Annotated in this window: 23 protein-coding genes and 2 pseudogenes; 12 read left to right on the plus strand and 13 right to left on the minus strand. The window is 63.0% G+C overall.

Annotation, left to right across the window (positions count from 1 at the left end):
* The first annotated feature begins 19 nt into the window (after positions 1-19).
* On the plus strand, positions 20-919 hold the full coding sequence (gene rpoH, locus HZZ13_RS11595) for an RNA polymerase sigma factor RpoH (RefSeq protein ID WP_157285013.1): 900 nt from the start codon (positions 20-22) through the stop codon (positions 917-919).
* 234 nt (positions 920-1,153) lie between these two features.
* On the opposite strand, the gene HZZ13_RS11600 is transcribed toward rpoH, so the two are convergent.
* The 4 genes from HZZ13_RS11600 to HZZ13_RS11615 form a co-directional block, all read right to left on the minus strand.
* Positions 1,154-1,780 (minus strand): peptidoglycan recognition protein family protein, encoded by a 627-nt coding sequence (locus HZZ13_RS11600; RefSeq protein WP_197959744.1) that lies wholly within the window; start codon positions 1,778-1,780, stop codon positions 1,154-1,156.
* A 34-nt stretch (positions 1,781-1,814) separates the two neighbouring features.
* Positions 1,815-3,017 (minus strand): GGDEF domain-containing protein, encoded by a 1,203-nt coding sequence (locus tag HZZ13_RS11605; protein ID WP_197959745.1) that lies wholly within the window; start codon positions 3,015-3,017, stop codon positions 1,815-1,817.
* A 614-nt stretch (positions 3,018-3,631) separates the two neighbouring features.
* Complete coding sequence (locus tag HZZ13_RS11610) at positions 3,632-4,243, minus strand: LysE family translocator (RefSeq protein ID WP_197959746.1); 612 nt, start codon at positions 4,241-4,243, stop codon at positions 3,632-3,634.
* A gap of 44 nt (positions 4,244-4,287) precedes the next feature.
* Positions 4,288-4,662: a response regulator gene (locus HZZ13_RS11615; protein ID WP_036044151.1), complete on the minus strand. Its 375-nt coding sequence runs from the start codon at positions 4,660-4,662 to the stop codon at positions 4,288-4,290.
* Between the two features lie 120 nt (positions 4,663-4,782).
* Between HZZ13_RS11615 and HZZ13_RS11620 the strand changes: the two genes are divergently transcribed.
* A complete protein-coding gene (locus tag HZZ13_RS11620; RefSeq protein ID WP_197959747.1) occupies positions 4,783-5,613 on the plus strand; it encodes an SDR family NAD(P)-dependent oxidoreductase in 831 nt (276 codons plus the stop codon).
* Positions 5,614-5,790: 177 nt separating this feature from the next.
* Here the strand turns inward: HZZ13_RS11620 and HZZ13_RS11625 are convergent, their stop codons facing one another.
* Positions 5,791-6,597, minus strand: coding sequence for a lytic murein transglycosylase (locus tag HZZ13_RS11625; protein ID WP_197959748.1), 807 nt, complete (start codon positions 6,595-6,597; stop codon positions 5,791-5,793).
* Between the two features lie 210 nt (positions 6,598-6,807).
* On the opposite strand from HZZ13_RS11625, the gene HZZ13_RS11630 reads away from it, so the two are divergent.
* From HZZ13_RS11630 to HZZ13_RS11645, 4 genes and pseudogenes are all read left to right on the plus strand, one after another.
* Positions 6,808-10,035 carry a KAP family P-loop NTPase fold protein gene (locus HZZ13_RS11630; protein ID WP_197959749.1) on the plus strand — a complete coding sequence of 1,076 codons (3,228 nt, stop codon included), beginning with the start codon at positions 6,808-6,810 and terminating at the stop codon, positions 10,033-10,035.
* Between the two features lie 228 nt (positions 10,036-10,263).
* Positions 10,264-10,770 (plus strand): hypothetical protein, encoded by a 507-nt coding sequence (locus tag HZZ13_RS11635; protein WP_197959750.1) that lies wholly within the window; start codon positions 10,264-10,266, stop codon positions 10,768-10,770.
* Positions 10,771-10,786: 16 nt separating this feature from the next.
* Positions 10,787-11,107 (plus strand): annotated as a pseudogene (locus HZZ13_RS11640) (hypothetical protein); the annotation flags it as partial.
* 435 nt (positions 11,108-11,542) lie between these two features.
* Positions 11,543-11,779, plus strand: a complete 237-nt coding sequence (locus HZZ13_RS11645) for a hypothetical protein (RefSeq protein ID WP_197959751.1) — start codon at positions 11,543-11,545, stop codon at positions 11,777-11,779.
* A gap of 138 nt (positions 11,780-11,917) precedes the next feature.
* On the opposite strand, the gene HZZ13_RS11650 is transcribed toward HZZ13_RS11645, so the two are convergent.
* The 5 genes from HZZ13_RS11650 to dnaG all read right to left on the minus strand — a co-directional run bounded on the left by HZZ13_RS11650 (position 11,918) and on the right by dnaG (position 19,330).
* Entirely contained in the window at positions 11,918-12,532 is a 615-nt protein-coding gene (locus tag HZZ13_RS11650; protein ID WP_197959752.1) for a hypothetical protein, read from the minus strand.
* A gap of 47 nt (positions 12,533-12,579) precedes the next feature.
* A complete protein-coding gene (locus HZZ13_RS11655; protein ID WP_197959753.1) occupies positions 12,580-13,629 on the minus strand; it encodes a DUF262 domain-containing protein in 1,050 nt (349 codons plus the stop codon).
* A 19-nt stretch (positions 13,630-13,648) separates the two neighbouring features.
* On the minus strand, positions 13,649-14,812 hold the full coding sequence (locus HZZ13_RS11660; RefSeq protein WP_197959754.1) for a DNA methyltransferase: 1,164 nt from the start codon (positions 14,810-14,812) through the stop codon (positions 13,649-13,651).
* Between the two features lie 2 nt (positions 14,813-14,814).
* Positions 14,815-16,947 (minus strand): RNA polymerase sigma factor RpoD, encoded by a 2,133-nt coding sequence (gene rpoD, locus HZZ13_RS11665; protein WP_197959755.1) that lies wholly within the window; start codon positions 16,945-16,947, stop codon positions 14,815-14,817.
* Positions 16,948-17,323: 376 nt separating this feature from the next.
* The gene (dnaG, locus tag HZZ13_RS11670; RefSeq protein WP_197959756.1) at positions 17,324-19,330 is read right to left on the minus strand and encodes a DNA primase; all 2,007 of its coding nucleotides are present in this window, start codon (positions 19,328-19,330) and stop codon (positions 17,324-17,326) included.
* A 265-nt stretch (positions 19,331-19,595) separates the two neighbouring features.
* On the opposite strand from dnaG, the gene HZZ13_RS11675 reads away from it, so the two are divergent.
* Positions 19,596-20,159, plus strand: a complete 564-nt coding sequence (locus tag HZZ13_RS11675) for a chlorite dismutase family protein (protein WP_197959757.1) — start codon at positions 19,596-19,598, stop codon at positions 20,157-20,159.
* Positions 20,160-20,215: 56 nt separating this feature from the next.
* On the opposite strand, the gene HZZ13_RS11680 is transcribed toward HZZ13_RS11675, so the two are convergent.
* Entirely contained in the window at positions 20,216-20,614 is a 399-nt protein-coding gene (locus tag HZZ13_RS11680) for a gamma-glutamylcyclotransferase family protein (RefSeq protein WP_197959758.1), read from the minus strand.
* A 76-nt stretch (positions 20,615-20,690) separates the two neighbouring features.
* Between HZZ13_RS11680 and HZZ13_RS11685 the strand changes: the two genes are divergently transcribed.
* Positions 20,691-21,494: an N-formylglutamate amidohydrolase gene (locus tag HZZ13_RS11685; protein ID WP_197959759.1), complete on the plus strand. Its 804-nt coding sequence runs from the start codon at positions 20,691-20,693 to the stop codon at positions 21,492-21,494.
* A 4-nt stretch (positions 21,495-21,498) separates the two neighbouring features.
* On the opposite strand, the gene HZZ13_RS11690 is transcribed toward HZZ13_RS11685, so the two are convergent.
* The gene (locus HZZ13_RS11690) at positions 21,499-22,119 is read right to left on the minus strand and encodes a LysE family translocator (RefSeq protein WP_197959760.1); all 621 of its coding nucleotides are present in this window, start codon (positions 22,117-22,119) and stop codon (positions 21,499-21,501) included.
* Positions 22,120-22,245: 126 nt separating this feature from the next.
* Between HZZ13_RS11690 and HZZ13_RS11695 the strand changes: the two genes are divergently transcribed.
* Genes HZZ13_RS11695 through HZZ13_RS11705 form a run of 3 tightly spaced genes read left to right on the plus strand, consistent with a single transcriptional unit; the run spans position 22,246 to position 23,532 of the window.
* Complete coding sequence (locus tag HZZ13_RS11695) at positions 22,246-22,560, plus strand: ArsR/SmtB family transcription factor (protein ID WP_124160593.1); 315 nt, start codon at positions 22,246-22,248, stop codon at positions 22,558-22,560.
* Positions 22,553-23,023: an SRPBCC family protein gene (locus tag HZZ13_RS11700; RefSeq protein ID WP_197959761.1), complete on the plus strand. Its 471-nt coding sequence runs from the start codon at positions 22,553-22,555 to the stop codon at positions 23,021-23,023. Before HZZ13_RS11695 ends, HZZ13_RS11700 begins: the two co-directional genes overlap by 8 nt.
* Positions 23,020-23,532 (plus strand): SRPBCC family protein, encoded by a 513-nt coding sequence (locus tag HZZ13_RS11705; protein ID WP_197959762.1) that lies wholly within the window; start codon positions 23,020-23,022, stop codon positions 23,530-23,532. Before HZZ13_RS11700 ends, HZZ13_RS11705 begins: the two co-directional genes overlap by 4 nt.
* A 110-nt stretch (positions 23,533-23,642) precedes the next feature.
* On the opposite strand, the gene HZZ13_RS11710 is transcribed toward HZZ13_RS11705, so the two are convergent.
* Entirely contained in the window at positions 23,643-24,419 is a 777-nt protein-coding gene (locus tag HZZ13_RS11710; RefSeq protein ID WP_197959763.1) for a DUF2189 domain-containing protein, read from the minus strand.
* 478 nt (positions 24,420-24,897) lie between these two features.
* Here HZZ13_RS11710 and HZZ13_RS11715 point away from each other — a divergent pair.
* Positions 24,898-25,551: pseudogene (locus tag HZZ13_RS11715) on the plus strand (ATP-binding protein); the annotation flags it as partial.
* Between the last annotated feature and the right edge of the window lies 1 nt (position 25,552).

Raw genomic sequence — 25,552 nt, forward strand, 5'->3', positions numbered from 1 at the left:
AACCTTTGGAGGGCGCACTATGGCCCGTACCGCTGCTTTGCCGGTTCTTAACGGAGAATCCGGCCTTTCTCGCTACCTCGCCGAGATCCGCAAGTTCCCGATGCTGGAACCGCAGGAGGAGTACATGCTCGCCAAGCGTTGGCGCGAGCATGACGATCGCGACGCGGCGCACCAACTCGTTACCAGCCATCTCCGCCTCGTGGCCAAGATCGCCATGGGCTATCGCGGCTACGGCCTGCCGATCTCCGAGGTCGTCTCGGAAGGCAATGTCGGCCTGATGCAGGCGGTGAAGCGATTCGAACCCGAGAAGGGATTCCGTCTCGCCACCTACGCCATGTGGTGGATCAAGGCGTCGATTCAAGAGTACATCCTGCGTTCGTGGTCGCTCGTGAAGATGGGCACCACCGCGAACCAGAAGAAGCTGTTCTTCAACCTGCGCAAGGCGAAGAGCAAGATCAACGCGCTGGACGAAGGCGATCTCCGCCCCGACCAGGTCAAGATGATCGCAAAGCGCCTCGGCGTCACCGATCAGGACGTGATCGACATGAACCGCCGCCTCGGCGGCGACGCGTCGCTCAACGCACCGATCCGCGACGACGGCGAAGCCGGCGAATGGCAGGACTGGCTGGTCGACAACACGCCCAACCAGGAAGCCATGATGGCAGAGCACGAGGAATATGATCACCGCCGTGACGCGCTGAACGGCGCCATGGGTGTGCTCAACCCCCGCGAACGCCGCATCTTCGAGGCCCGCCGCCTCGCCGATGAGCCGATGACGCTGGAAGACCTTGCTGCCGAGTTCGGCGTGTCGCGCGAGCGCGTCCGCCAGATCGAGGTCCGCGCCTTCGAGAAGGTGCAGTCCGCGGTCAAGGGCACGATCGCAAAGGCCGAACAGGCCGCGCTGGAAGCCGCGCACTAAGCGCGGGTTCAGCGCCAGAGATTGGCGGATCGAAAGAGACGAAAAGCCGGCGGCAACGCCGGCTTTTTTTGGCGTGGTGCGGTAGTTCGGCTGGATGGCGCGGGCGGTTCAGCCGGTTCCGGTCATTCCGGGGCGCGCGGAGCGCGAGCCCGGAATCCAAGGGGTCGCAGAGTTGGTGGACGAATGGATTTCCGGGTTCGCGCCAACAGGCGCGCCCCGGAATGACGGAGGAGACTACTCCCCCCATTCCCTTGCCATCGTCGCGAGGATGCAGCCTTCGCAATAGCGCGCGTCCTTGTAGTCGATCCAGTTGTGCGCGTAGACGCGGTCGAGCGGGATGTCGTAGCGCGCGCGCAGCACCTTCACGAGGATCTTCCACGCCGCGACCTGTGCCTCCGTCGGCCCCGTCGTCACGTCGGGATAATTGCCGGCGAACTCGACTCCGATCGAATTGTCGCGCACCACCTGACGGTAGGTCGGCCGGTTGTCGATGTACTTGTTGTCGTTGCGGTTGGCGCCGTCGCCGTGGGTCGGCACGAGGTTCTCGGCGACCGCCCAATACACCGTGCCGTCGGTCTCGACCCAGACCGTGACGCCGCGCCGCGTCGGGTTCTTCGCCTGGGCCTGGGCGCCGCCGCGGGCCGAGCCCGCAGGTCCCTCGGTCTGGTGCACGATGATGTTGCGCCAGGGTCTTGCGCTAGCGACGTCGCCCCACGGCGCCAGCCAGACGATCTTCAGGCCGGGGATGTCCGGCGTGCCGGAGGCGCGCGCGAGCCTGGCGAGCTCGGCATCCGCAGCAGCGGCGGGGACGATCGGAAGGAGAGCGGCCAGGACGGCCGCGAGCAGGCGAAAGATCATCATGCAAGGTCCGATGCGACGTCGAGCCTAACAGGCTTTACGCGAATGTCCTCACCGTCCCGACAGACTCGGGCGACAGCGGCGGGGCAGGGTCATAGACCGCAAAATCGTTCTTGCCGTTCTTCTTGGCTGCATAGAGGGCGTGGTCGGCATTGGCCATCAGCCTGTCGGGGAATTCCCCGATACCGCGATCCCACTCCGCGACCCCGATCGAGATCGCGATCGGAATGTCGCGGCCGCTGCAGCTGGCGGCATCCTGACGGCAGACTTCGAGCACGCGGCGGGCGATCGCGGCAGCCTCACGCAGGGACGAGGACGGCAGCACGATGCAGAACTCGTCGCCGCCGGTGCGGGCGAGCATGTCGCCGGGCCGCAGACGCGTCTGCGCCATCAGGGTGAAGTGCCTGAGGCAGGCATCGCCGGCCGCATGGCCATGGGTGTCGTTGATGGTCTTGAAGCCGTCGAGGTCGATCACCAGCAGCGAGAACGCCTCGCCGCTACGCATCGAACGAGCGCATTCCTCGGACAGGCGCTGCAAGAGATGCCGCCGGTTGGCGACGCCGGTGAGATCGTCGAGCAGCGCGAGGTCGGCAACCTCGCCCCGCAGCCGGTCCATCGCCATCAGCAGGAAACCGAAATTGAGCGTCATCGACAGGAACAGCAGGCCGAGCACCATGATGGCATGGTTCTGACCGCCGGCCACAGCCGAGAAATCGTAGTCGAGCAGGTTGCCAACGACGCGCGTGCAGAACGTCGCGACCATGGCGATGATGACGATGCCGGACAGCCGGGCGCCCGGGCTGGCTCGCCCTTCCGGCGGAGACAGCAACAAGTCCAGCGAGCGCAACAGCGGCAAGGACTGCCCGAGCGTGTAGCAGAGCATCCGCAGGGGCATGTGGTCGAAGCCGAACTTGAACAAAGCGACTCCGCTGAGGCTTAAGACCCCCGCCGCGACCATGAACCGCCAGGACACTGGCCGATCGTAGAAGCGTTCGATGCCCATTGCGGCAAAGCAGCTCGCCGCGATGATGCCGGCGCCGGCGATCAGAAGCGGCACAGGCGACATGGCCGAAAGGCCAATCAGGGCTAGCACCGCCCCGCCTGCACCGACGAAGGCCGATGCCATCCAGAACCGCGCAGCCGCGAAATTCGGATAGGAGCGCGTCACGTAGGCCCAGATCACGCCGAGCGCCAGGAAGTTGACGACGAAGACCGTCCACAATGTCGGTACGTTCAGCATGGCGCGCACCGCACGCGCTGCGTCCCGCCCCCCGTTCCCGGCAGCCGTCCGTCCATGACCCATCCCCGCTTTCTTGCGGAAGACAATGCGGCGGTTGCGCTTAATGGAGTCTCACTGCGACACGCGAAAACGCATCCTTGGTTTTGGATTCATGAACGGCACGCGGCAATTGTCGGATCGTTAAGCCTGTTGCCGCCGATGGCGCCGTGCTGACGCGTGACGCGAATTCGCGACCTAAAATCATCCGAAAATGCATCTGAGCTGTGGATAACAGGATGACACGGATGTGACGACGCGGGGCAGCCGGCTCCGAATCTGCTGAGTTTGTGGTCGAGGATGTTGCGAGGCTGGCCCTCCGCCGAGCATCCCTCGTGTCGCGTTCCACCATTAACCCTTGAGAGGATACTATGGCTAAGAAAGCGAAGAAGGCGGCGAAGAAGAAGGCGAAAAAGGCCAAGAAGGCGAAGAAGAAGTAACGAGGCTTCTGTTTCTTTGCCCGGGTGGACTTAAGCTCCGCCCGGGCGTCGGGTCAATCGCAGGCGGGCGCAAGGCCCGCTTTTTTTATTGCGTGGAATTCCTCCTCCCCGCTCCTCGCGGGGAGAGCTGAAGAAGGCCTACCGCTCCGACAAAGCCAGCTTGGCGCCGAGTGCGGCGAAGCCGGCGGCAAAGCTGCGGCGCAGCCAGGCCATGACGGCCGGGCGGGAGATGACGCGCTCGCGCACCGCGGCAGCGCAGAAGCCGTAGAGGACGAACACCGCGAAGGTCATCGCCATGAAGGCGCCGCTCAATTCCAGCATGCGCGCCAGCACATGGGCGTCGTCCGCCGCGATGAATTGCGGCAGGAAGGCGAGGAAGAAGATCGACAGCTTCGGATTGAGAATGTTGATCAGGAAGCCGGTGACGATGACGCGGCTGCTCGACCCTTCGCGGATGGCGCCGCCAACCGCCAGTGCCCCCGTCTCACGCAGCGCCTGCCAGGACATGTAGAGCAGATAGGCGACGCCGCACCATTTCAGCGCGGTGAAGGCGAGCGCGCTGGTGTGGAGCACGGCGGCAAGGCCGAGCATCGCCGCCGCCATGTGCGGCACGATGCCGAGCGTGCAGCCGAAGGCGGCCGCCACGCTGGCGCGCGAACCGCGGGTCAGCGCCGCGGCCAGCGTGTAGAGCACGCCGGTGCCGGGGGAAGCGACGACGATGAGCGAGGTGAGCAGGAAGGACCAGGTCATGGGCCGACCCTATCACCGCAGCGCGCTTCGAGAAAGCGAGCGGGTCAGGACAGCTGAGCGATCTCGGCCTCGCGCAGCACGTCGAGCGGCGCCCAGGGCTTGGCCCAGAACTTGGCGCCGTCGGGCAGGGCCTGCTTCAAAGGGCGCCCCGAAGTGACGACGACGTCGAGCTTGGGATTGCGGTGCTTGGCGACATGCGCGAGTTCGACACCATTCATGCGGCCGGCAAGCTGGACATCCGTCAGCATCAGGCAGAGCGCGCCGGCGTTCTTGTCGAGGACGCGCTCGGCTGCCTCCGCGCTTTCGCACTGGATGACCTGGTAGCCGCTCTCCTCCAGCAGGACACAAAGCATCTCCCGCTGCATGGCGTCGTCTTCAACGATCAGCGCTGTCGCGCGTAATGGCGTCGCTTGTCCCATCGGCGGCTCCCAATGCATGCCCTCATAACGCATGTTAAAAACCCAGGCGGACGTGGGTTCGGTTTCATTTCAAAAAAATGTAATCCATAGTTCCATCATCGGGGACTTACGGGGGAACTCATGACGACGATTCGGGGCGCCGCGGCCATCACGGGAGCTGCGAGCGGGATCGGCCGGGCGCTGGCGATCGAGCTCGCGCAGCGCGGCTGCGATCTCGCGCTGGCCGATCGCGACGAGGGCGGATTGAAGGCGCTCGCGACGGAGATCGGAACGACGCGCAAGGTCAGCCTGCATCGCGTCGATGTCGGCGAGGCCGGCGATATCGCGCAGTTCGCAAGTGAGGCCATCGCCGCGCATCCGGCCCTCGGCATCGTCGTCAACAATGCCGGCGTTGCGCTGATGGGCACCTTCGAGGAGATCGACCAGGTGCAGATGGACTGGTTGTTCGACATCAATTTCTGGGGCGTGGTGCACGGCACGCGCGCCTTCCTGCCGCACCTGAAGACGATGGACGAGGCGCACATCGTCAACCTCTCCTCGATCTTCGGCATCATCGCCCCGCCGGGCCAATCGGCTTATGCCGCGGCGAAGTTCGCGGTGCGCGGCTTCTCGGAGAGCGTGCGGCACGAGCTCGGCGTCGCGGGCAGCCCGGTCAGACTGTCGGTCGTGCATCCCGGCGGCGTCGCCACCGCGATCGCGCGCAACGCCCGCACCGGCGCCGGCGTCACCGACAATGCCCGCCGCGCGCAATCGATCGAGCGGTTCGAGAACGCGGCGAAGACCTCGCCCAAGGACGCGGCACTGCGCATCATCAGGGGCATCGAGCGCAACGAGCCGCGCATCCTGATCGGCAACGACGCCCGCTTCATGGACCTGTTGCAGCGCTTCCGCCCGGGGACCTATTGGGCGCCGTTGCAGCGAAAGCTGGAAAAGATGGCGAAGGGGACGTGATTGTTCCCCGCTCTTTTCACCCTCCCCTGGAGGGGGAGGTCGGCTCACATGGAGCGCAGCGAAATGTGAGACGGGGTGGGGTGACGGTCTCTCCACATCCAACACTGCCCGTATGGAGAGATCACCCCACCCCGCTCGCGCTACGCGCGATCGACCCTTCCCCTCCAGGGGAGGGTGTCACTGCCCCATCAGCCGATCGGCGAAATAGCCGATGGTCTTGCGATAGACCACCGCCCTGTTCCATTCGCGCATCGCCTCGAAGTTCGGCGTTCCCTCGCCATAGGGCTGGCCCATCTTGAAGCCGCTCGTTTTCAAGAGGTTCGCAGTCGAGGCGAGCACGTCGGGGATGCTGTGGCGGAGGTCGACATGGCTGTCGCCGTCGAAATCGACGCCGTACTTGATGTAGGACGACGGCAGGAACTGGGTCTGGCCGATCTCGCCGGCATAGGCGCCGATGAGGTCGCGCAGCGGCAGGTCGCCGCGCTGCACGATCTTGAGCGCGGCTAGCAGCTCGCCCTGGAACAGATCGGTGCGGCGGCAATCATGCGCGAGCGTTGCGAGCGTGCGGATCACCGGCAGCTTGCCGGTGTCTCCCTTGCCGAAATCGCTCTCCAGCCCCCAGATCGCGACCAGGATAGTGCGCGGCACGCCGAATTGCTGCTCGATGCGCGACAACAGCGCGGCATGGCGCTGCAGCAGCGCGCGCCCACCATTGATGCGGCCGGGGCCGACGCGGGTCGAGACGTACTGCTCGAAGCTCTTGTTGAAGGTGTAACGCTGCCGCCGGTCGAAGGCGAGGACGGCGCCATCGGGCGTCACGCCGTTGAGCGCCGCATAGGTCACGCTCGCCGAGACGCCGGCGGCCTGCGCCTCCTGCGCCATGCTGCCGACGAAGCCGTTGAAGTCGCCACCGCAGCGGGCGGCCTGCGCCGATCCGCCGGCCAGACAAACGGTGAAGGTGGCGGCCAGGGCGTATCTCAGCATCGAAAATTCCTCTGAAAAATGAGCGCGGAAAGCGGCGCGGGATCATGCCCGGGAACACCGGTCGGGTCAAAGCGCGCAAGGCGTGCGCCTCACGCCTTGCGAAGCAGATGAACCTGAAGCTTTTCGCCCCGACCAATGATCAAGCCCAGGAAGTGCAGCGCACAGATGCGCGCGCGGGTTGAGTTGCCGTTTCGTTCCGGAGGGCGCGTCATGGATGCTTCAGCGCCGACGCCAATTTCCACCGGCGATCTGTTCGCGGGGAGGTCCCGGACCGACCGGCGCATGATGCTGCGCCGTCTGTACCTGAAGGCGACCATCACATTCGCCTTGCTCATCCTCTGCGTCGTCGGCCTCAACGATCGCTCGATCCGCACCGATCCGTTCACGCCCGATCCGACCTGGATTCAATATCTCTTCAAGCCGCAACCCGATCCACGTCTGGCCGCCATGCCGGTGGTGCCAATGGGCGCAGCGGGCGTACTGTCATGGCGGCCGAAATCATCGACCGCCTGGCTCACCGAACGGCCTGTGGGGCTGCCGGAGGCAGCACCGCAGCGCGCGGCGTTTCATTGGCTGGGACTCGACGCCGCCCATGCCTTCGACGCCCCCGATCTGAAGATTGCACCGACGCCAAAGCAGGCTCCGCTCGATCTCGCCGAGCTGTCGAAAATCCCCAACCAGGCCCAGCAGTCTCGGCCGCCGATACCGCCCATCCAGCAGCAGCCATTGCTCGATCCGGAAGTTTCAAAACGGGCGGCTCGGCCGACGGCAATCAGGCTGGTGCCCGACCCGAACGACGATCCGAATTTTGCGAGCCTGCCTGCGCGCAAGCCACTATCGGAAGGGGCGTATTGGGCCGGGTGCGACATGGACGGCAAATGGTGCCTGCGGCTGGCAGGAATAGACGGCTCCGCCAGCCAGGATGGCGGACAAATCTGGAAAGGGTTTCCGACCGACCTCAACCCCGCGCCATTCGTCGCGATCGGTGGCGAGCGACCATCGCTGGTCCCGGCCCACAATGCGCTGGATAGCGCAGGATCGGTCGATCCAATGCTGCTGGCGGTCATCGATACGCCAGTTCCTTTTGCGTTGTCGGGATACGCCGTCGATGACCAGATTCGGGGATATTACAAGCCTAGCGTGTCGGCGAAGCTGGAACAGGGTGTGGCACAATTTCTGCGCGCGACGTCATCGCGCATGAACTTCTTCGGTCTCCTGCCTCCTGACGAAAACGTGGATCTGCCCCAGCGCACCACCAAGATGTTCACGCTGTTCGCGCAAGGCCGCCTCGCCTCCACGACGTTCAAGCTGTTCACGCCGGAAGGCCAAGTCGAGCACGACACGCAATTCATCAGCCTTCCGACCAAAGCCAATCTCCGCTCGCTTCACTTCCAGCCCGACCGGCGCTTCGGCTGGATCTCGTCGGGATGGGAGGACGGCAACGAGGAAGGCCCGCTTCCGGCGGTCTTCCAGACTTCGGACGGCGGCAAGACGTGGGAGCGCCTATCGTATCGATGGCAATTCGCGCCGTGGGTGCTGTTCGGCGCGATTCCGGGATTGGCGCTGGCGTTCTTCTTCACCGGACTGGCGTGGCACGACCTGCCCGGCAGCAAGGTCGACCAGGGCATCTCGGAGACCGGCACATCCGATACGCCGATCGGGTGGAACGATTTCGACGTGCTCGGCATGAAGCCGCTGGCGCTCGCACTGTCGCGGTTCGTGCGCAACACCAGCACCTCGCCGCCCCTGACGATCGCGATCACCGGTCCGTGGGGCACGGGCAAGAGCTCGCTGATGAACCTCGTGGCGGAAGATTTGCGCCAGCGCGGGTCGAGCCCGGTCTGGTTCAACGCCTGGCATCACCAGAAGGAAGAGAACATCCTCGCGGCCCTGCTCGAGAACATCCGCGGCCAGGCCATTCCGTCGGTCTGGCGGCTGTCGGGCCTGTGGTTCAGGGCGCGGCTTCTGTACGTGCGCGCCGGACGAGACATCGTCCCGCTGCTGCTGATACTTGCCGTGATCCTCAGCATGGCCTTCGCGTTCAAATGGGCAGCCATCGGCAACTCGCTGGCCGCCGTCTGGCTCAAGCCCGACGCCGAGTGGCCGAAGCTCGCGCAATTGACGGAGTCCGCGAGCAGCTGGCTCGATCACGCTCTCTTCGTCGGGGCCGGCACGTTGCTGCTCGTGATCGTCAAGATCTATGCCACGATGGACCTGAAGCCGTCCGAGCTGATGGCAACCTTGCGCAGCAACTCCAAGCTCGCCGATTTCAGCGCGCAGCTCGGCTTCCGCTACAAATTCGCCAAGGAGTTCGAGGCCGCCGGCCGGGCCTTGCGGACCTCGACCAGCCCGGGCCTCGTCATCTTCATCGACGATCTCGATCGCTGCACGCCGGAAAACCTCATGGCGGTGCTGGAATCCATCAACTTCCTGACCACCGCGGGGCCGTGCTTCATCTTCCTCGGCATGGACGAGCCCAAGGTGGTCGAGATCATCGCCAAGCAGTATGGCAACGATCAGGGGCGCGCCCGGCAATATCTGAAGAAGCTGCTCAACCTCACCATTCCCGTCCCCGACGTGGACGTCCGCAACAGCGTCGGGCTGTCGTTCGGCCACGATGAGCGGCCCGAGGGCATTTCGCCATGGCCGGACCGCATTCGAAGGACGCTGCGCTATGTGCCGGATGTCGGGATCCCGGCCATAACCCTGCTCCTGATGATCTGGTTGCTGGCCTCATGGGTGAACAATTTGCAGATCGTGGTGTCACCACCCCCGGCGAAGCCGCCGCAAACCGCGGCAACGTCCACGGCCGCCGCCACCGGGAACGCCGCACCGGCCGCGCCGAGCCAGGCGCCGGAGCGCAATGATGTCATCACGAAAGCAATGCCGGTGGCCTCCGCCGATCAGCTCATTCTGTCCCGGCGCGTGCCGCCCTATCTCGGCCTCGCCGTTGCGATGCTGCTCATCGTGATGCTGGCCGCCCGGCGCATCACCATGGTGCGTGAGGACAAGGTAGAAGACTCCCAGCATTTCCGCACAGCCCTGGCGATCTGGCACCCCGCCGTGTTCGAGGCCGATCCGACGCCGCGCGGCGTCAAACGTCATCAGAACCGGCTGCGTCTCCAGGCAATGCGGCTGCGGCCGGCGCACGAGACACCCGATATCCTCGACCGATGGTTCGGCGTCAAACCGGCGAGATCCAGCGGCGCCGACATCAGCGAGCCGACGCTGGTTGCACTGGGCGGCATCGTCGCACTGTGCGACGACATCCCGGATTGGTCGGTGCAGCCCTCTTCCGTGATCACCATTGGGCACCCCTCGCCCAATCAAACCACCATCGCGCAATGTGCCGGCGCCTTCGAGGCGAAGTTCCCGTCAGATTGGCCGCCGACCCCGGAGGCCATTGCGGCCTTCAGGGCTCTCCGGCGCTCGCTTTAGGCAACCGATTCAGAACCCGCGGCGGCCGGCGTGCGAGCAACGGCGAGGCCGTCTTCCCCAAACCGACAGAGATTGCCGATACCCCCGCGAAGCGTGTTCGGACCGCCCGTTCTCGCCATCCTGGTTTAGCGCACAGCTCGAAGGACAAGGCTCGAAGCACAAGGCTTGATCCGCATCAAACCGTCTCAGGCCGTGCTTTCTAGACTGGGCCGAGCAGGAGAACCGCACATGACCGGAATTACCTTGACCGCCGAGCAGATTCGCAATGCGCCCGCCTTGGTGCGGCAATGGATCGAGCAGGAGGTGATCGCCGCGCTCGGCCTTGCGCCGCGGACGCCGACGGCCGCGCCGCCGCAGGTCGCCCATCTCGTCGCCTGCAGTGTGGAGGACATGGCCGGCGTGCTTGAGCACATCCGCGGCGAGCTTCCTGCCGTGAACGTGCTGTTCGAGCTCGGCCGCCCCGGCATCAGCTTCGGCCGCCCTGCGGTGATGACGTTCCGGCTGATGGACATCCTGCATCACACGCGCCTGCAGGACATCGGCGAGGTCATGACGTGTCTCGACATGATCAACCAGGCGCTGACCGAGGTGAAGAAGGACGCTTCCGTGCGGTTCTGCGGCTTCGACAATGAGGGCCATTGCCTGATCGCGCCGCAGACGCAACAGAGCATTGCGACGCTGTGGCAGACCATGATGGAACGACAGCAGGCCGCGCGCGCTGCGCCGGCGGCGTGAGGTGAATCGTGTCGCCATGCCCAACCGCCAGCAGCCGCAATCAACCCGCTCCCTCCTGCGCATCCCGCTATTCCGCCTGCTCGCCATCAACCTCGCGATCGGCGCCTGCGCCGCCGTGCTATTGGTCGGCGGCCTGCTCTGGCTCAACCCCGGGCATCTGCGCGAGCTGATCTTCGCCGACCGCGCACCCGGCACTGCGCTTGTGCTGTTGCTTGCTTCATTCCTCATCACCTTCGGCTCGGCCGCGATGGGCAGCGCGATCATGGCGCAGGGACGCAAGGAGCCTGGCGACAAAGGCGGCGGACACGGGTCTCACCTCGCCGTACAGGAGGTGACGCAACGCCCGCGCGCACGGTTGAACAACGGACGATCCGACCCTGCGCCTCAATCTGGGATGCCACCGTTTGCACGTCCGCGGGAAGAGGTGCAGACGAACGCACTTTCGGACAAAACGTCTCACGCATCGCTGCGTTGCGAGAGCAAGTGAGATGAACAAATTGATTTGGCAATCCAAACAATTGTTTCGATGCGGAAGCTGCATCACACATCGCACCAGCGCTTATGGTCCGCTGGCTGCGACATCGACGCCACCACGATTTGCCTTGCCATCGCGGCGCGACTTCTATAGCGTTCTATTTTAGGTTGTCGCCCTGCCAGCCCCGGGCGACGCTGAAGAGATAAACGGCGGGCTCCGGCCCGCCGTTTCTTGAAGGGCGTGGCGACGATCCCGAAAGTCATTTGACTGCGGCGTCCTGATCGAGGACAAGCCGCCATGGCCAAAAAACCCGGAACCAACCCCAAAGGCGAATTCGCCTTCTTCAACGTCGTCTATGCCGACGATTCCCAACGCTCCAACCGCCGCGTGCCGGCCGAACTGCTCGGCGGCCTCGACGGCGACGAACCCGCGCGCGCCTTCATTATGGAACAGGACCGCGAGATCGCGGAGAAGAGCGGGAGACCACCGCTGGAGATCAAGCGGATCGAACGGGTGGGGGCGAAGAAGAAGTAAGTGCCGCAGAGATACTTAGAGGCCCAAAGCGACGCAAATACTGCGAAAATCAATCATTTTCCGCCAACTTCACTCCGCTTGCGAAACGTCCATTGTTTCTAGACCGGATTTGATGGCGTGGCGGCGACAAACGGACAATTATTGCAAAGCAAAATCAAAGAACAATTCCGCATCCGCCAACCATTCGTCCAGCAGGGTGCCTGCGACCCCTGCCCGTTGATAGGTAAGCAGATCGGCAGCCTTTCGGAACTGGGGAAAGCCACGTTGGCTAGCGAAATGATTGCTAACTTTGCGCCACGTATCGCGATTTCGATGTGCGTAGAAATTCCTGACTACTGCAATGTCCGAGAAGAGCGTGGTGTTTAACGCAAGCGCAGCATCGAACTCCGCTAAGTTATTCCCACCAAGGGAAGCCAAGACGTTACGGACCTCTCTTGGGTTGCGAAACTTGTGCTCGTCGCGACGATCGATCGTCTGAGGAGAGCCCATCCGCTGATATTTGACTGAATTCACGATCGATAAAGCCTGTGCGCCTAAGTGAGCATCAGTAGGAAATGGTGGGACCTGCGTTCGCGCCCACCGTCCCGATAGGCCCTTTACGCCGAAATTCGATGAGACCAGAAACTCTCTGAATGTTGAAATGATGAGGTTGTCGAGTTCAATAATTACGTGCGCTCCCCAAGTCGCGGCGGCACGATCATTCCCGGCAACGAAATAATTTTGACACGATCGAAAAAAGGAAATCCGTCGCATGAGGATATTCTGCGTCGTGTCAAATCGACGAGATGCGCGCATATCAATCAAGCATCTAGATTTTGGAGCGCTGAATCGAAATATAACATCCGCGCGGCGCGAGAAGTGTCCACGTTGGTCTTTGTCGTGGTCTGCACGAAATCCGCAAGTTGCGGAGAATCCTCCGGACTACCTAATGCCACGATCAAGTCATCGAGGCTTACGGGCGCCGCATCAACTTTGGCAGCAATCTCAGGCACCAAGTTGCGAGCCTGCTCCAGAATAGCGAGCTGATATTTTCTATCAATGAGTGCAGATATGATCGAATAAGCCATATAAGGCTTGGCCAGGCGGGGATCATGAAATGCATCCATGCTGAGGTAAGTGTCTATGCCCCAGCCAAGTCGCTCTTGAAACTCTCCTTCACGATCGAAGGAGGTGTTGTACTTCTTATAGATCGCATCCAGTTGCGCACTCTTCGTCGTGTGGATGCCATTGTCGACTAAGTATGCAAGATCAGCGACCAGCTTAAAGTCACCCATTCGGATCAAATCTCGCTTCGAGAACAATCCAATCTTCAGAAATCTCTCTCTTTTTTCCTTACACAAGCTATTCACGAACCACTTAAAGGGGCCTTGGAACCGAGCATTGCGTTGCTCCTCTTCGTTCAAAGGCACGTTGTTGGCATTCATCCGGGTGAACGCCTCTCGGACTTCCGCCTCTTGAACACCTGAGAACTGATCGATAGGAAGGGAATAGCCAAGAAATTTTGACTTGTCGTCGTCTTCTAGATCTGAGTAACGTTTTCCCCGAAAGCGATCCGTATCGATCTTCTGCGACAATCGAAGCTTATTATTGAAGAAATCTCGGAGCGCGCCGCTACGCTGCTGCCCGTCAACAATCTCCTTGATGGTCCCCTTCGTCTTTAGATCAATTCGAGCATAAACAAAAAGCTTCGGAATCGGAAATTCGAGAAGAATAGACTCGATAAAGTATGACTTCGCCAGAGAGGACCAAAGCCCCGAATTGCGCTGATAGTCATCGTTGATCGTGATCTTATTGGCCTTGAGGTCGTTGCAAAAATCTCCGACCGACATTGGTGAGGCGTTAGCAAGCATTGATTATTACTCGATCAGATTAGACCAGCTTGAAAAGTAATGCAGTCTCCTGGGCAGTATCCATACCATAGCCGTTGGCTTTCGGATTTAGTTGTGCAAAACTCTGCTTAAAGTTGAAATCTGCGCGGCTCACCAACTTGAATCCCGCTGCGCCTGCGAAATCGGTCGATAGTCTAGCCAAGTCGACAAAGATCTCCTTGTAGTGGGAGCCCTGCACAACAATGACCATCTGCGCTCCTGGTCGAGCGAGACCCCTAAGCTTCTCAAAAGAAGCAACCATCCTAGAGATATAGGAACTAAAGAAAGCAAGGTAATAAGTTGCCGACGCTTTCGAAGTATGCGCAGCGATCTTTGCTAAAAGAGACTTCCCATAATCGCCGATATGTACGGGCATTGAATCAGGCCCTCGACCGATCACTGGAGTGCCGATCATCGATCGGCGCAGTTCTTCGATGGAAAAATCTTCGACCAATGAAAGAACTAGTAACTCTGGCAACGTTGCCTTCACATAATCAATTCGCGTCAGATACGGTGGCGAAGTAATAATGATATCAGCCGCGATTTGCGGCAAAGCCGGACCAAGCAGATTGCCTCGAACCAAGGAAACCGGGGCTGACGTTCTGCCCCCCGAGAGTTTCGATCCGAGTTCATTCAATTCACGATCGATCTGTATTTTGGTGATCGATGCGAGGGCCCTGCGCACCTCGGCTTGATCGACCTGCCACCAAGTCGGATTCGTGGCTAGTCGATCTCGATCTCTCAGCTTCCTCCGTGCAATTCGAAACACGGCCAGAAGCAGCAACGAACGCGTAGAGCAGTCGTAGGGCGAACTACAATTCTCGATCAAGAATCTCTGTGAAAGCGTGCGCCCGGAGTTCGTTAGGATTCCACGTGCTTCCGTCAAGTGCTTTTGAGATGCGAGGCGCGCCATTGCGACAACGGCCATAGCGGGATTTATGTCTATGCCGATTGACTGAAGTCCGCTCTGTCCAGCAATGCTGGTCGTCGTCCCCGAGCCGTTCCACGGGTCCAGCACCACCTGGTCGGAAGACGCTTGCAACGCATCCAAAACATCCCTTACGAAGGCTTCTGAGAAGCCTGCGTAATAGGGGAAAAGCGAAGATTGCCGCTCAGTCGTCGTCTGCTTTGGAGACGAAAGCGGCGCCCCCCCGAGCGCCAGCATCGTCAGTTATCCAAGAACGACCGCAACTTCCGGCTCCGCGACGGATGCTTCAGCTTCCTTAGCGCCTTCGCCTCGATCTGACGAATACGCTCGCGCGTCACCGAGAACTGCTGGCCGACTTCTTCCAGCGTGTGATCGGTGTTCATGCCGATGCCGAAGCGCATGCGCAGGACGCGCTCTTCGCGTGGGGTGAGCGAGGCCAGGACGCGCGTGGTGGTCTCGCGCAGGTTGGACTGGATCGCGGCATCGATCGGCAGGATCGCGTTCTTGTCCTCGATGAAATCGCCGAGATGTGAATCCTCTTCGTCACCGACGGGCGTCTCCAGCGACAGCGGCTCCTTGGCGATCTTGAGGACCTTGCGCACCTTCTCCAGCGGCATGCCGAGCTTTTCGGCCAGCTCTTCCGGGGTCGGCTCGCGGCCGATCTCGTTGAGCATCTGGCGCGACGTGCGCACGATCTTGTTGATCGTCTCGATCATGTGCACGGGGATGCGGATGGTGCGGGCCTGGTCCGCAATGCTGCGGGTGATCGCCTGCCGGATCCACCAGGTGGCGTAGGTCGAGAACTTGTAGCCGCGGCGGTACTCGAACTTGTCGACCGCCTTCATCAGGCCGATGTTGCCTTCCTGGATCAGGTCGAGGAACTGGAGGCCGCGGTTGGTGTACTTCTTGGCGATCGAGATCACGAGACGGAGGTTGGCTTCCACCATCTCCTTCTTGGCCTGGCGGGCCTCGCGCTCGCCCTTCTGCACGGAGTGCACGATCTTGCGGAACTCGACGATCTCGAGGCCGGTCAGCGCGGCGAGCTGATGCACCTCGTGGCGGAGGTCCTTGATGCGGTCCTTCTCGTGGTGGACGAAGTTCTTCCAGCCCTTGGCCGAGAGCTTCGAGACGCGGTTGAGCCAGCGCGGATCGAGCTCCGAGCCGGTGTAGTTGCGCAGGAAGTCCTCGCGCGCGACGCCGTGGCTGTCGGCAAGCCGCATCAGACGGCCCTCATGCGAGACGAGGCGCTTGTTGATGTCGTAGAGCTGCTCGACGAGGCTGTCGATGCGGGCCTGGTTGAGGCGCAGCGACTTCACCTCGACGATGATCTCGTCCTTCAGCTTCTTGTACTTGCGCTCCTGGTGCGGCGAGAGCGACTCGTTCTGGAGCTGGTTCTGGATGTCCTGCTCCTGAAGCTTGCGCAGCTTCTTGTAGCTGTCGGCGATGCGATCGAAGATCTCGACCACCTTCGGCTTGAGCTCGGCCTCGATCGCCGCGAGCGACATCTGGTTCTCGAACTCGTCGTCGTCCATGTCGGCTTCGGCCGCAGCCTCGCCCGGATCCTTCTCCTCGCCCTCGGGGGCGGCCGCAGGCGCGGCGCGGAACGGGGTCGGCGCAGGCGGCGCGGCGGGCGGCGCGACATGCGCGGGCGCAGCGGCGGCCGCGGCTTCGCCGCCCTCGGCGGACGCTTCGCCGTTCTCGCCACTGGGACCTGCGATCATCGCAGCGTTCATGCCGCCCTTGGCGTCCGGGCCGGCATAGGTCGCTTCGAGATCGATGATGTCGCGGAGGAAGATCTTGCCCTCGTTGAGCTCGTCGCGCCAGATGATGATGGCCTGGAAGGTCAGCGGGCTTTCGCACAGGCCCGCGATCATCGCCTCGCGGCCGGCCTCGATGCGCTTGGCGATGGCAATTTCGCCTTCGCGGGAGAGCAGCTCGACCGTGCCCATCTCGCGCAGATACATGCGCACGGGATCGTCGGTGCGTTCGCCCGGCTCGCTCTTCTTGACCTCGGTGACGGCCTTCTGGGTGACCTCGACGAGCTCGTTATCGGTCTCGTCGTCGCCCTCGTCCTTCTCCTCCTCGCCTTCGGTGTCGTCGGCTTCGGTGACGTTGATGCCCATGTCCGAGAGCATCGACATGATATCCTCGATCTGTTCGGGCGAGGTCTGGTCGGATGGCAAGACTTCGTTGAGCTGATCGAAGGTCACGAAGCCGCGCTTCTTGGCCTGCTTGATCATCTTCTTCACGGCGGCGTCGGACAGGTCGAGCAAGGGCGAGGGCGCGTCCTGGGAATCCTTCTCCGGCGCATCCGCTGCCTTGTCGTCTTTTTCCTTGTCCTTCGCCTGCAGCGTCTTTGCCTTGGTGGCCATCCATTGCTCCTAAACGCGCTTCATGCGAGGCGCCCGCCGCGCCTTGCGTGAATTCACATGAACCTGTTGCTCGACGCTCTCGCTTCGGCAGCTCTCGACACGGAAAGGGCGGCGCACAAACCTCTCGCCACCCCCAACTTTCTCTCGCCGGAATTGCCTAACGCTTCGTCAGCCTCTTTGTCGCGGCGGATGCAGGTGTAGTGCCAACAGCGATTGCGCGGATTCATTCCTGACGCGTCTGTTATGCCTGCGGCCGCCTCCGGGCCAAAGTGCTACAAGACCGTTAAGCCTCGATTAACCCTGTTTTTGCCGCCAAACCCAGGATTTGGCGAGTCTTTTAGCGGTACCAGCTGCGGCCGTCCGCATGATTCTTTCATCACATGCTCTTCTGGAGCCGGCCCGACAGCTCGCCAAAACCCTCGATCAGGGCCTCGGTACCGTCGACTTCCCCTATCCGAGCCTTGACGTCACGCAGCCATGCCAAATTGGCCTCGCTGGGATCCCTCCCCAAGGCCAGCTCGGCATCTTTCAGCTCTCTAAGTAGTGAATGCCATTGCCGATGCAAGGCAACCAGCTGGTGCCAGGTGGCAAGAACGTCGTCCCGGGCCGCGCCCTCGCGGGCGGCCCACACCGCCTGGGTCGTGATGACATTCTCAACCCTTTGAAGAGTTTGAGAAAATCCGCCTTTTTCGAGGTCGCCGCGCATCTTTTCGGCCAGTTCGCCAGGGTCCGGCGAGTGGTGATGGTCGTTGGCGAAGGCGGCGATGATGCCCGCCCTGAGCTTGTGGGCCTCGGGATGGGCCAGCTCCAGGGCGGCGACCTCCTCCAAATGCTCGTGCAGCAGCCAGGGGTGGTTGATCAGGCATTGCAGGATCAGCGCCTCCCGGCGGGAGATGGCGCTGCGCTGGCCCCGCAGGATCGGGCTTGCCGCCAGCTGCGGGCTCGCCGCCTGGTAGGGGCCGGAGGGCAGCAGGGTCGGACCCGGGGGCCCGCGGCGGGCGCCGCCGAACCCCTGTCCGCCGAATCGATTCGCCCCGCCCCACGGCTGGAACGGCCGGCCGCCACCTGGGCGGAAATTGCCCCGGCCGCCAAAGCCGCGGCCGCCTTCGGGCGCGAAGGTGCGCTGCAGCCGCTCGACGAAGTCGTCGCGATAATAGCGCCGCACCACCTCGTCGCGGATGCCGTTCGTGAGCTCCCTGATGCGGGCCTCCAGCGCGGCGCGCCGCTCGGGCGTGGCGAAATTGCCGGCCTCTAACTCGCGCGACCAGATCATGTCGGCGAGCGGACGGGCGGCGCCGATCACCTCCTCGATCGCGCCGCGCCCGCCCGAGCGCACGAGATCATCGGGATCCTGCCCTTCCGGCAGCAGCGCAAAGCGAAGACTCTTGCCGGGTGCTAGGAATGGCAGCGCGAGATCCGCGGCGCGATAGGCCGCCTTCTGTCCGGCGCGGTCGCCGTCGAAGCAGAGGATCGGCTCGTCCGCCATCTTCCAGAGCAGCGCGAGCTGGCTCTCGGTGAGCGCGGTGCCGAGCGGCGCGACGCTGCCGGCAAAGCCCGCGGTGACCATGGCGATGACGTCGACATAGCCTTCAACCACGATCAGCGGGCTGCCGTCATGGGTGGCTTTGCGCGCGGTCTGGTGGTTGTAGAGATTGTCGCCCTTGTGGAAGAGCGGCGTCTCCGGCGAATTCAGATACTTGGCCGGAACGTCCTTCTCCAGCGCGCGCCCGCCGAAGGCGATGACGCGGCCGCGCAGATCGGTGATCGGAAACATCACGCGATCGCGGAAGCGGTCGTAAGGCACGGGAATGTCGTTGCCGGCCACCAGCAGCCCGGTCTCGATCATGTCCTCGATGGAGACACCGAGCTTGCCGAGATGCTCCTTCAGCGCGAACCGATCGGGCGGCGGCGGCGCATAGCCGAGGCGGAACTGCAATTGCGTCGCCGGCGAGATGGCACGGTCGGCGAGATAGCCGCGCGCTTTCGCGCCCACGCGCGAGGCCAGCGTCTCGGCGAAGAATTTCGCCGCAAGCTCCATCACGTCATGCAGCGAGCGCCGCCGCTGCTCCTCGCGCGCCGCGTTGGGCGTCACCGCCGGCAGCGGCAGGCCCGCCATGTTGGCAAGCCGCTCCACCGCCTCGGCGAACGGCAGGCCGTCGGTCTCCATCACGAAGCTGATGATGTCGCCGTGCTTGCCGGAGGAGAAGTCGTGGTAAAAACCCTTCTGGTCGTTGACGTAAAAGGACGGCGTCTTCTCCTGCTGGAACGGCGACAGCCCTCTCCACTCCCTTCCTGCCTTCTTCAGCTTGACGCGCTTGCCCACGACTTCGGAGACCGAAAGCCGGGCACGAAGCTCGTCGAGGAACTGGGGTGTGAAGCGCATGGGCTCTGTGTAGCGCGAACCGGGGTGAGTCGGGCGAAGGATGAGGGATATAGGTGCGGCGCGGCCAAAAGTCAGGTTTGGGAGGGTTATCCGGGTTATTCGACCTATGCACAGGCCCGTCATTCCGGGGCGCCCCCAAAGGGGCGAGCCCGGAATCCATTGAGCCGCCAGAATGCTGGGAGAAATGGATTCCGGGCTCGCGCTTCGCGCGCCCCGGAATGACAGAAAGCTTGAACCGCGCCCGGTTCCACGCTTCCATACCGCCATGTTCAGGACCTTTCGAGGCGGCCAGAGCGGGGGCTGGCGGGTGACCTCGATTTCGCCTGTGACGGGCGAGCCCCTGCCCTTCGTGCCGGCGCTGTCGGTGACCGACAGCGAGGCCGTTTCGTTGCCGCTGGTGCCCTCGCGCAATGCCTGGCGCCTCGTCGGCGTGGCCAGCAGCCTGCGCTATACCGAGCGGCCCGAGAAGCAGCAGCTCGTCGCCGTGCAGGCCGGCCTCGGCCGGCTCGAGGCGACCAGCGCGGCGCTGATCCCGATCCGCAAGTCGCAGGCCTGGTGGGAGCTGACCCAGGAAGAGCGCCGCAAGATTTTTGAGGACAAGTCGCACCACATTGCCAGCAGTCTTCGTTTTCTGCCCGCGATCGCGCGCCAGCTCTATCATTGCCGCGACCTCGGCGGCCCCTTCGACTTCCTGACCTGGTTCGAATTCGCCCCCGCCCACGCCTCGCTGTTCGAGGAGCTGGTGGCGATGCTGCGGCGGACCGAGGAGTGGGCCTATGTCGAGCGCGAGGTCGACGTGCGCGTGGTGAAGGAAGTGCTGTCGGCTTAGAGCATGATCCGGAAAAGTGCGCGGCAGTTTTCCGAGAAGATCATGCTCAAGAACGATCAATGCTCCAGGAATCGCCCGGATTCGATGCGCGGCAGATCGGTGACCGGCCAGTTGTAAACGTAGGTCCAGGCCTTCTCGACACTGCCGTCGGAGCGCGTCACCTCGATCATCTGCCGCAGATATTCGGTCGGCTCCGGAAAGCCCTCGCCGCAGGCCTCGTACATGTCGAGCTCGCGCAACAGCTCGTCCGGCACGCGCAGGCGAAAGAGCTCGCCGTGGACGATGTCCGTCGGCGCCTCGGAGAGCAGCAATCCCGGATAGTGCTTCACCAGAACGAGCCGGCCGCGGCAGGTGGCTTCGCCGAGGAATTCGGCATGTCCCGCGAGCAGCCGCGCCATCGGGTGGTCGAACCCGCGCATCAGGGTGCCGTAAACGAAAAGTCGATCCGAGCTCATGCTGTTCCAACGTTGCGGCGTCGCTGCGATACCGCTACTCCGTTTACACAGTTTGTCATTCCATAGGCAAATCAGGATGGATTTGGAAATAGCCGACGTATCAGATCAATTGCTCGGAAAGGGCGACATTCCGCCGGTGCATGAGGTGAATGCGGCGGGGACATCGCCGTTCCTGCTCACCGCGGATCATTACGGACGGGTGCTGCCGCGCGCGCTCGGCGATCTCGGCGTCGCCGACAGCGATCTCGTCAGGCACATCGCCTGGGACATCGGCATCGCCGGCGTCGCCGAGCGGCTCGCCGAGATGCTCGATGCGCATCTGATCGCGCAGCGCTATTCGCGGCTCGTGATCGACTGCAACCGCCCGCCCGGCGTCGCAAGCTCGATCCCCGTGATCTCCGAGGCGACCGCCATACCCGGCAACGAGGATCTATCGGCCGCGGCCAAGGAGATGCGCCGGCGCGAGATCTTCAATCCCTATCACGGCCGGATTGGCGCCGCGATCGATGCGCGTGTCAAGGCGCGCAAGCCGACGGTGCTGGTGGCGTTGCATAGCTTCACGCCGGTCTATTACGGCGATCCGCGGCCCTGGCACATCGGCACGCTCTATCACCGCGATACCGTGCTGCCGCGGCTGATGCTGCAGCATTTGCGGGCCGAGAGCGAACTCGTGGTCGGCGACAATCAGCCTTATGCGGTGAGCGACATCACCGACTACACCATCCCCGTCCACGGCGAGGCGCGCGGGCTGGTCAACACCGGCATTGAAATCCGCCAAGACCTGATCGCCAACGAGAGCGGCCAGCAGCAATGGGCCGAGCGGCTGGCGCGGATCCTGCGCGAGATCGAGATCACGCTGCGCGAGCAGGGAATGGCGTAAGCGGTCACTTCGCCCGGGTCAGCGCCAGCCAAATGCCACCGCCGATCATGAAGCCGCCCGAGATGCGCGACATCATTCGCGTGCGCCGCGCCGAGAAGAATTTTCGCGCCCGACCGGCGGCAATCGCGTAGAGCGCATCGGTCATCACCGCCGTCACCATGAAGGTGGCGCCCAGCAGCGCGACCTGCGGGAAATGCGGCTGGTTCATGTCCATGAACTGCGGGATGAAAGCGCCGAAGAACACCAGCACCTTGGGGTTCGACAGCAGCACCAGGAATCCCTGCAGGAAAAAGCCGCCGCGCGGCGGCGGTGGCGGCGCATCGATATCGACGCCTTCGACCGGCATCCAGATCAGCCTGATGCCGAGCCAGACGAGATATGCGGCGCCGGCAAAGCGCACCCAGTCGAACCAATAGCCCATGGTCGCCATCAACGAGGTCAGGCCGATCGCGACGATACCGATGACGATGGCAAGCCCGGCCTGCGCGCCGGCCACGTTGACGAGCGCCGCACGCGTGCCGTGGCGCAAGCCATTGGCGATGACGAGGGTGACGATCGGCCCCGGCAGCAGCGCCAGCGCAATGCAGGCGGCGACGAAGGCGAGGTAGGCTTGCATGGACATCATGGGAGGGACTCGCTGACAGCGGTTTTGCCGCATTAATGCACGGCGAGGGCTGGAACGGAAGACGTTCCCTCTCTCCCCGCCTTCGCGACTTGACATGCAACCATTTGGTTGCATAATATCTCGACTATGGATGAAGTCTTCAAAGCGCTCGCCGATGCGTCACGACGGTCGCTGCTCGACAGGCTTCACGCCAGGAACGGCCAGACGTTGAACGAACTTTGCGAGGGCCTCGCCATGACGCGGCAGGCCGTCACAAAACACCTCGTCATTCTCGAAGAGGCCAACCTGGTGACGACCATCAGGCAGGGCCGCGAGAAGCTGCACTATCTCAACCCGGTGCCGATCCATCAGATCGGCGAACGCTGGATCAAGAAGTTCGAGCGCAGCAAGTTAGCTGCGCTCAGCGAGTTGAAACGTCAGTTGGAGAAACGCGATGAGTAAGCCGGAGTTCGTCTACGTGACCTACATCGAGACCACGCCCGAGAAGCTGTGGCAGGCGCTGACGTCGAGCGAGTTCACCAGGCAATATTGGTTCGGCGCCGAGGTCAGGTCCGACTGGAAGGTCGGCTCTCCCTTCGCGCTCACGCTCGACGGCGAGGTCACCGATTCCGGCGAGATCCTGGAATCCGATCCGCCGAAGCGTCTGTCCTACAGTTTCAAGCACCATAAGTTCGAAGAGCTGCGCGGCGAGCCGGCCTCGCGGGTCGTCTTCACGCTCGAACCCTTTGGACCGCTCGTGCGTTTGACCGTGCTGCACGATGGTTTCGTCGAGGGTGGCAAATATCTTGGCGCCGTCTCCAACGGCTGGCCGGCGATCCTGTCCCAGCTCAAGAGCCTGCTGGAGACCGGCAAGCTGCTCGGCATTCCGCGCGCAGCCCTGAACAAGGGATTCGACGCAAAATGAACATCGATCAATTCAAGCCGCTCACGGTCTACACCATCTACATCGCTTCCACGCCGGAAAAGGTTTGGGAGGCGCTGACCTCGGCCGAGTTCAGCAAGCAGTATTTCTTCGGCAACACCGTGGAGGTCGAGCCGCGACTCGGCGGCGCCTTCACCGTGCGCACGCCTGACGGTGGGCTGCACATCAGCGGCGAGGTTCTCGCCTACGATCCGCCGCGCAAGCTCTCGGTGACGTTCAATGTGAACTGGCCCGAGCTGATCGAGAAGTTAGGGCCGACACTCGTGACCTACGAGATCGAACAGGTCGGCGATGCGGTCCGCCTCACCATGAGCGAAGGCCACGATCGGCCGCTCAGCGATGATATCCTTGAAGGCGGCCGCACCGGCTGGCCCGTGATCCTCTCCGGATTGAAGAGTCTGCTGGAAACGGGCAAGGCGCCGCAGATCAAGATGTCTCCGCCAGCGAAGATGTTGGAAGCGCTGAAGGCGATGGGGATCAAGACGCCGTAAGTGCAGTGTCATTCCGGGGCGCGCAGAGCGCGAGCCCGGAATCCATCAAGCGGCAGAGTTGATGGATCAATGGATTCCGGGCTCGCCCTTCGGGCGCCCCGGAATGACGACTAGGCGGGCACCGGCGCCACCAATCGCCGATAGAGATGCCACGTCGCATGCCCTAGCACCGGCAGCGTGACGATCAAGCCGAGAAAGTACGGCAGCGCCGAGACGATCAGCAGCATCACGATCACGGCGGCCCAACCGATCATCGGCAGCGGGCTCGTCACCACCGCGCGCACGCTCGTCACCATGGCCGTGACGAAATCAACCTCGCGCTCGAGCAGCAGCGGGAACGACACCACGGTCAGCGAGAACAGGATCAGCGACAGCACGGCACCGACCGCATTGCCGATGGCCAGGAACAGCAAGCCCTCGCTGGTCGTCAGCACCACCGTCATGAATTCCTGCAAGCTCGAGAACGAAGCCTTGAGGCCGAGCAGCAGCGCGATCAGGAGCCGCACCTGGTACATCCAAACCACGAACACGAACAACGTCACAAAGGCCATCCAGCCGATCTCGCTGCGCGAGCGGATCGTGGACCAGATCGCACCGAACGAGACCGGCTCGCCGCGCTCGCGGCGCCGACTGACTTCGTAGAGGCCGATCGCAACGAACGGTCCGATCAGCGCAAAGCCGGCAGCGAGCGGATAGACCAGATAGACCATGCCGAAGGCGGTGAGACAGAGCATGATGAGGATGCCGCCGGCGGCGTAGAGCGCGCCGAAGCAGAGACCATAGAGAGGCAGCGCCTGGAAATCGCGCAGGCCCTCGACCAGCGCCTCGGCGATGTCGGCCGCCGCCACCGGACGCACCACCGGATCGACCTTGCCCGAGATGGACATCAGCTTCCTCCGTACATCGGCGCGATCTTCGTCGCGCACATGCCGCGATATTAGCGCCGCTCCGTGGCGGCGCAACTCGAGGCCGGCCGGCGCGATCGGGAGGAGCGACGCAACACCGCGCGCACTTCGAAAGCTTTAAGCCTTTCGCGCAATTTTCGCACCGACGGCTATGGACGGGGCAGATGATCGTGCCGCAAATTATACCTCCGAGCATCCTCGCCCGAGAGCGGATCACCCACCGATGAGCCTGCGTACCAGGTTACTGATCCTCGTCATTGCGGCCATGCTCGTGCCGGCCATTCTGGTCGGGCTGCGCTTCCTGCAAAACCGGGCCAACGAGATCGACGCGGCGCTGGCTAATCTCGCCGCATCGGCCAACGACATCGCGAACGACCTCGGCGAGAAGATCCAGGGCACTGCCCAGCTTCATTACGGGCTCGCCCGTGCCCGCGACCTCGACACGCGCGACAAGGCGGCGCCGCGGCCCGGCGATTACGTCATGCTGGCTGTGAAGGATACCGGGTCCGGCATGAGCCGCGAGGTGCTGGCGCGCGCATTCGAGCCGTTCTTCACCACCAAGGAGGTCGGCAAGGGCACCGGTCTTGGCCTCAGCATGGTCTACGGGTTTGCGCAACAATCCGGCGGACTTGTGCAGACGCAGTCCGAACCGGGTCAAGGCAGCGTTGTCAGGCTGTTCTTTCCTCGCCTCGCGACGTCGCCGAACGAAGAGCCGGCGGCGGCAGAGCGGGTCGCCGCACCGGAGGGACGCGAGACGATTCTCGTCGTCGAGGACGATGACATGGTGCGCGCCTACGTCGAGAACGAGCTGAAGGCGCTCGGCTACCGCGTCATCACGACATCGAACGGACCCGCGGCGCTGGACGTGCTGCGCCGGTCCGGGGACATCCAGCTTCTGTTCACCGACGTCGTGATGCCCGGCGGCATGTTCGGACCGGAGCTGGCGCGGCAGGCCATTCAGCTACGGCCTGGTCTCAAGGTGCTCTTCACGTCCGGCTACAGCCAGGATCCGGTCAAGACGCCCGATGGGATCGACGCCCGCATTCTGACCAAGCCGTTCCGGCGCAAGGATCTCGCCGCGATGCTGCGCGCGGCCCTCTCGGAGCCGCGGTAGA

This window comes from Bradyrhizobium agreste, assembly GCF_016031625.1.
Taxonomy (GTDB): Bacteria; Pseudomonadota; Alphaproteobacteria; order Rhizobiales; family Xanthobacteraceae; genus Bradyrhizobium; species Bradyrhizobium agreste.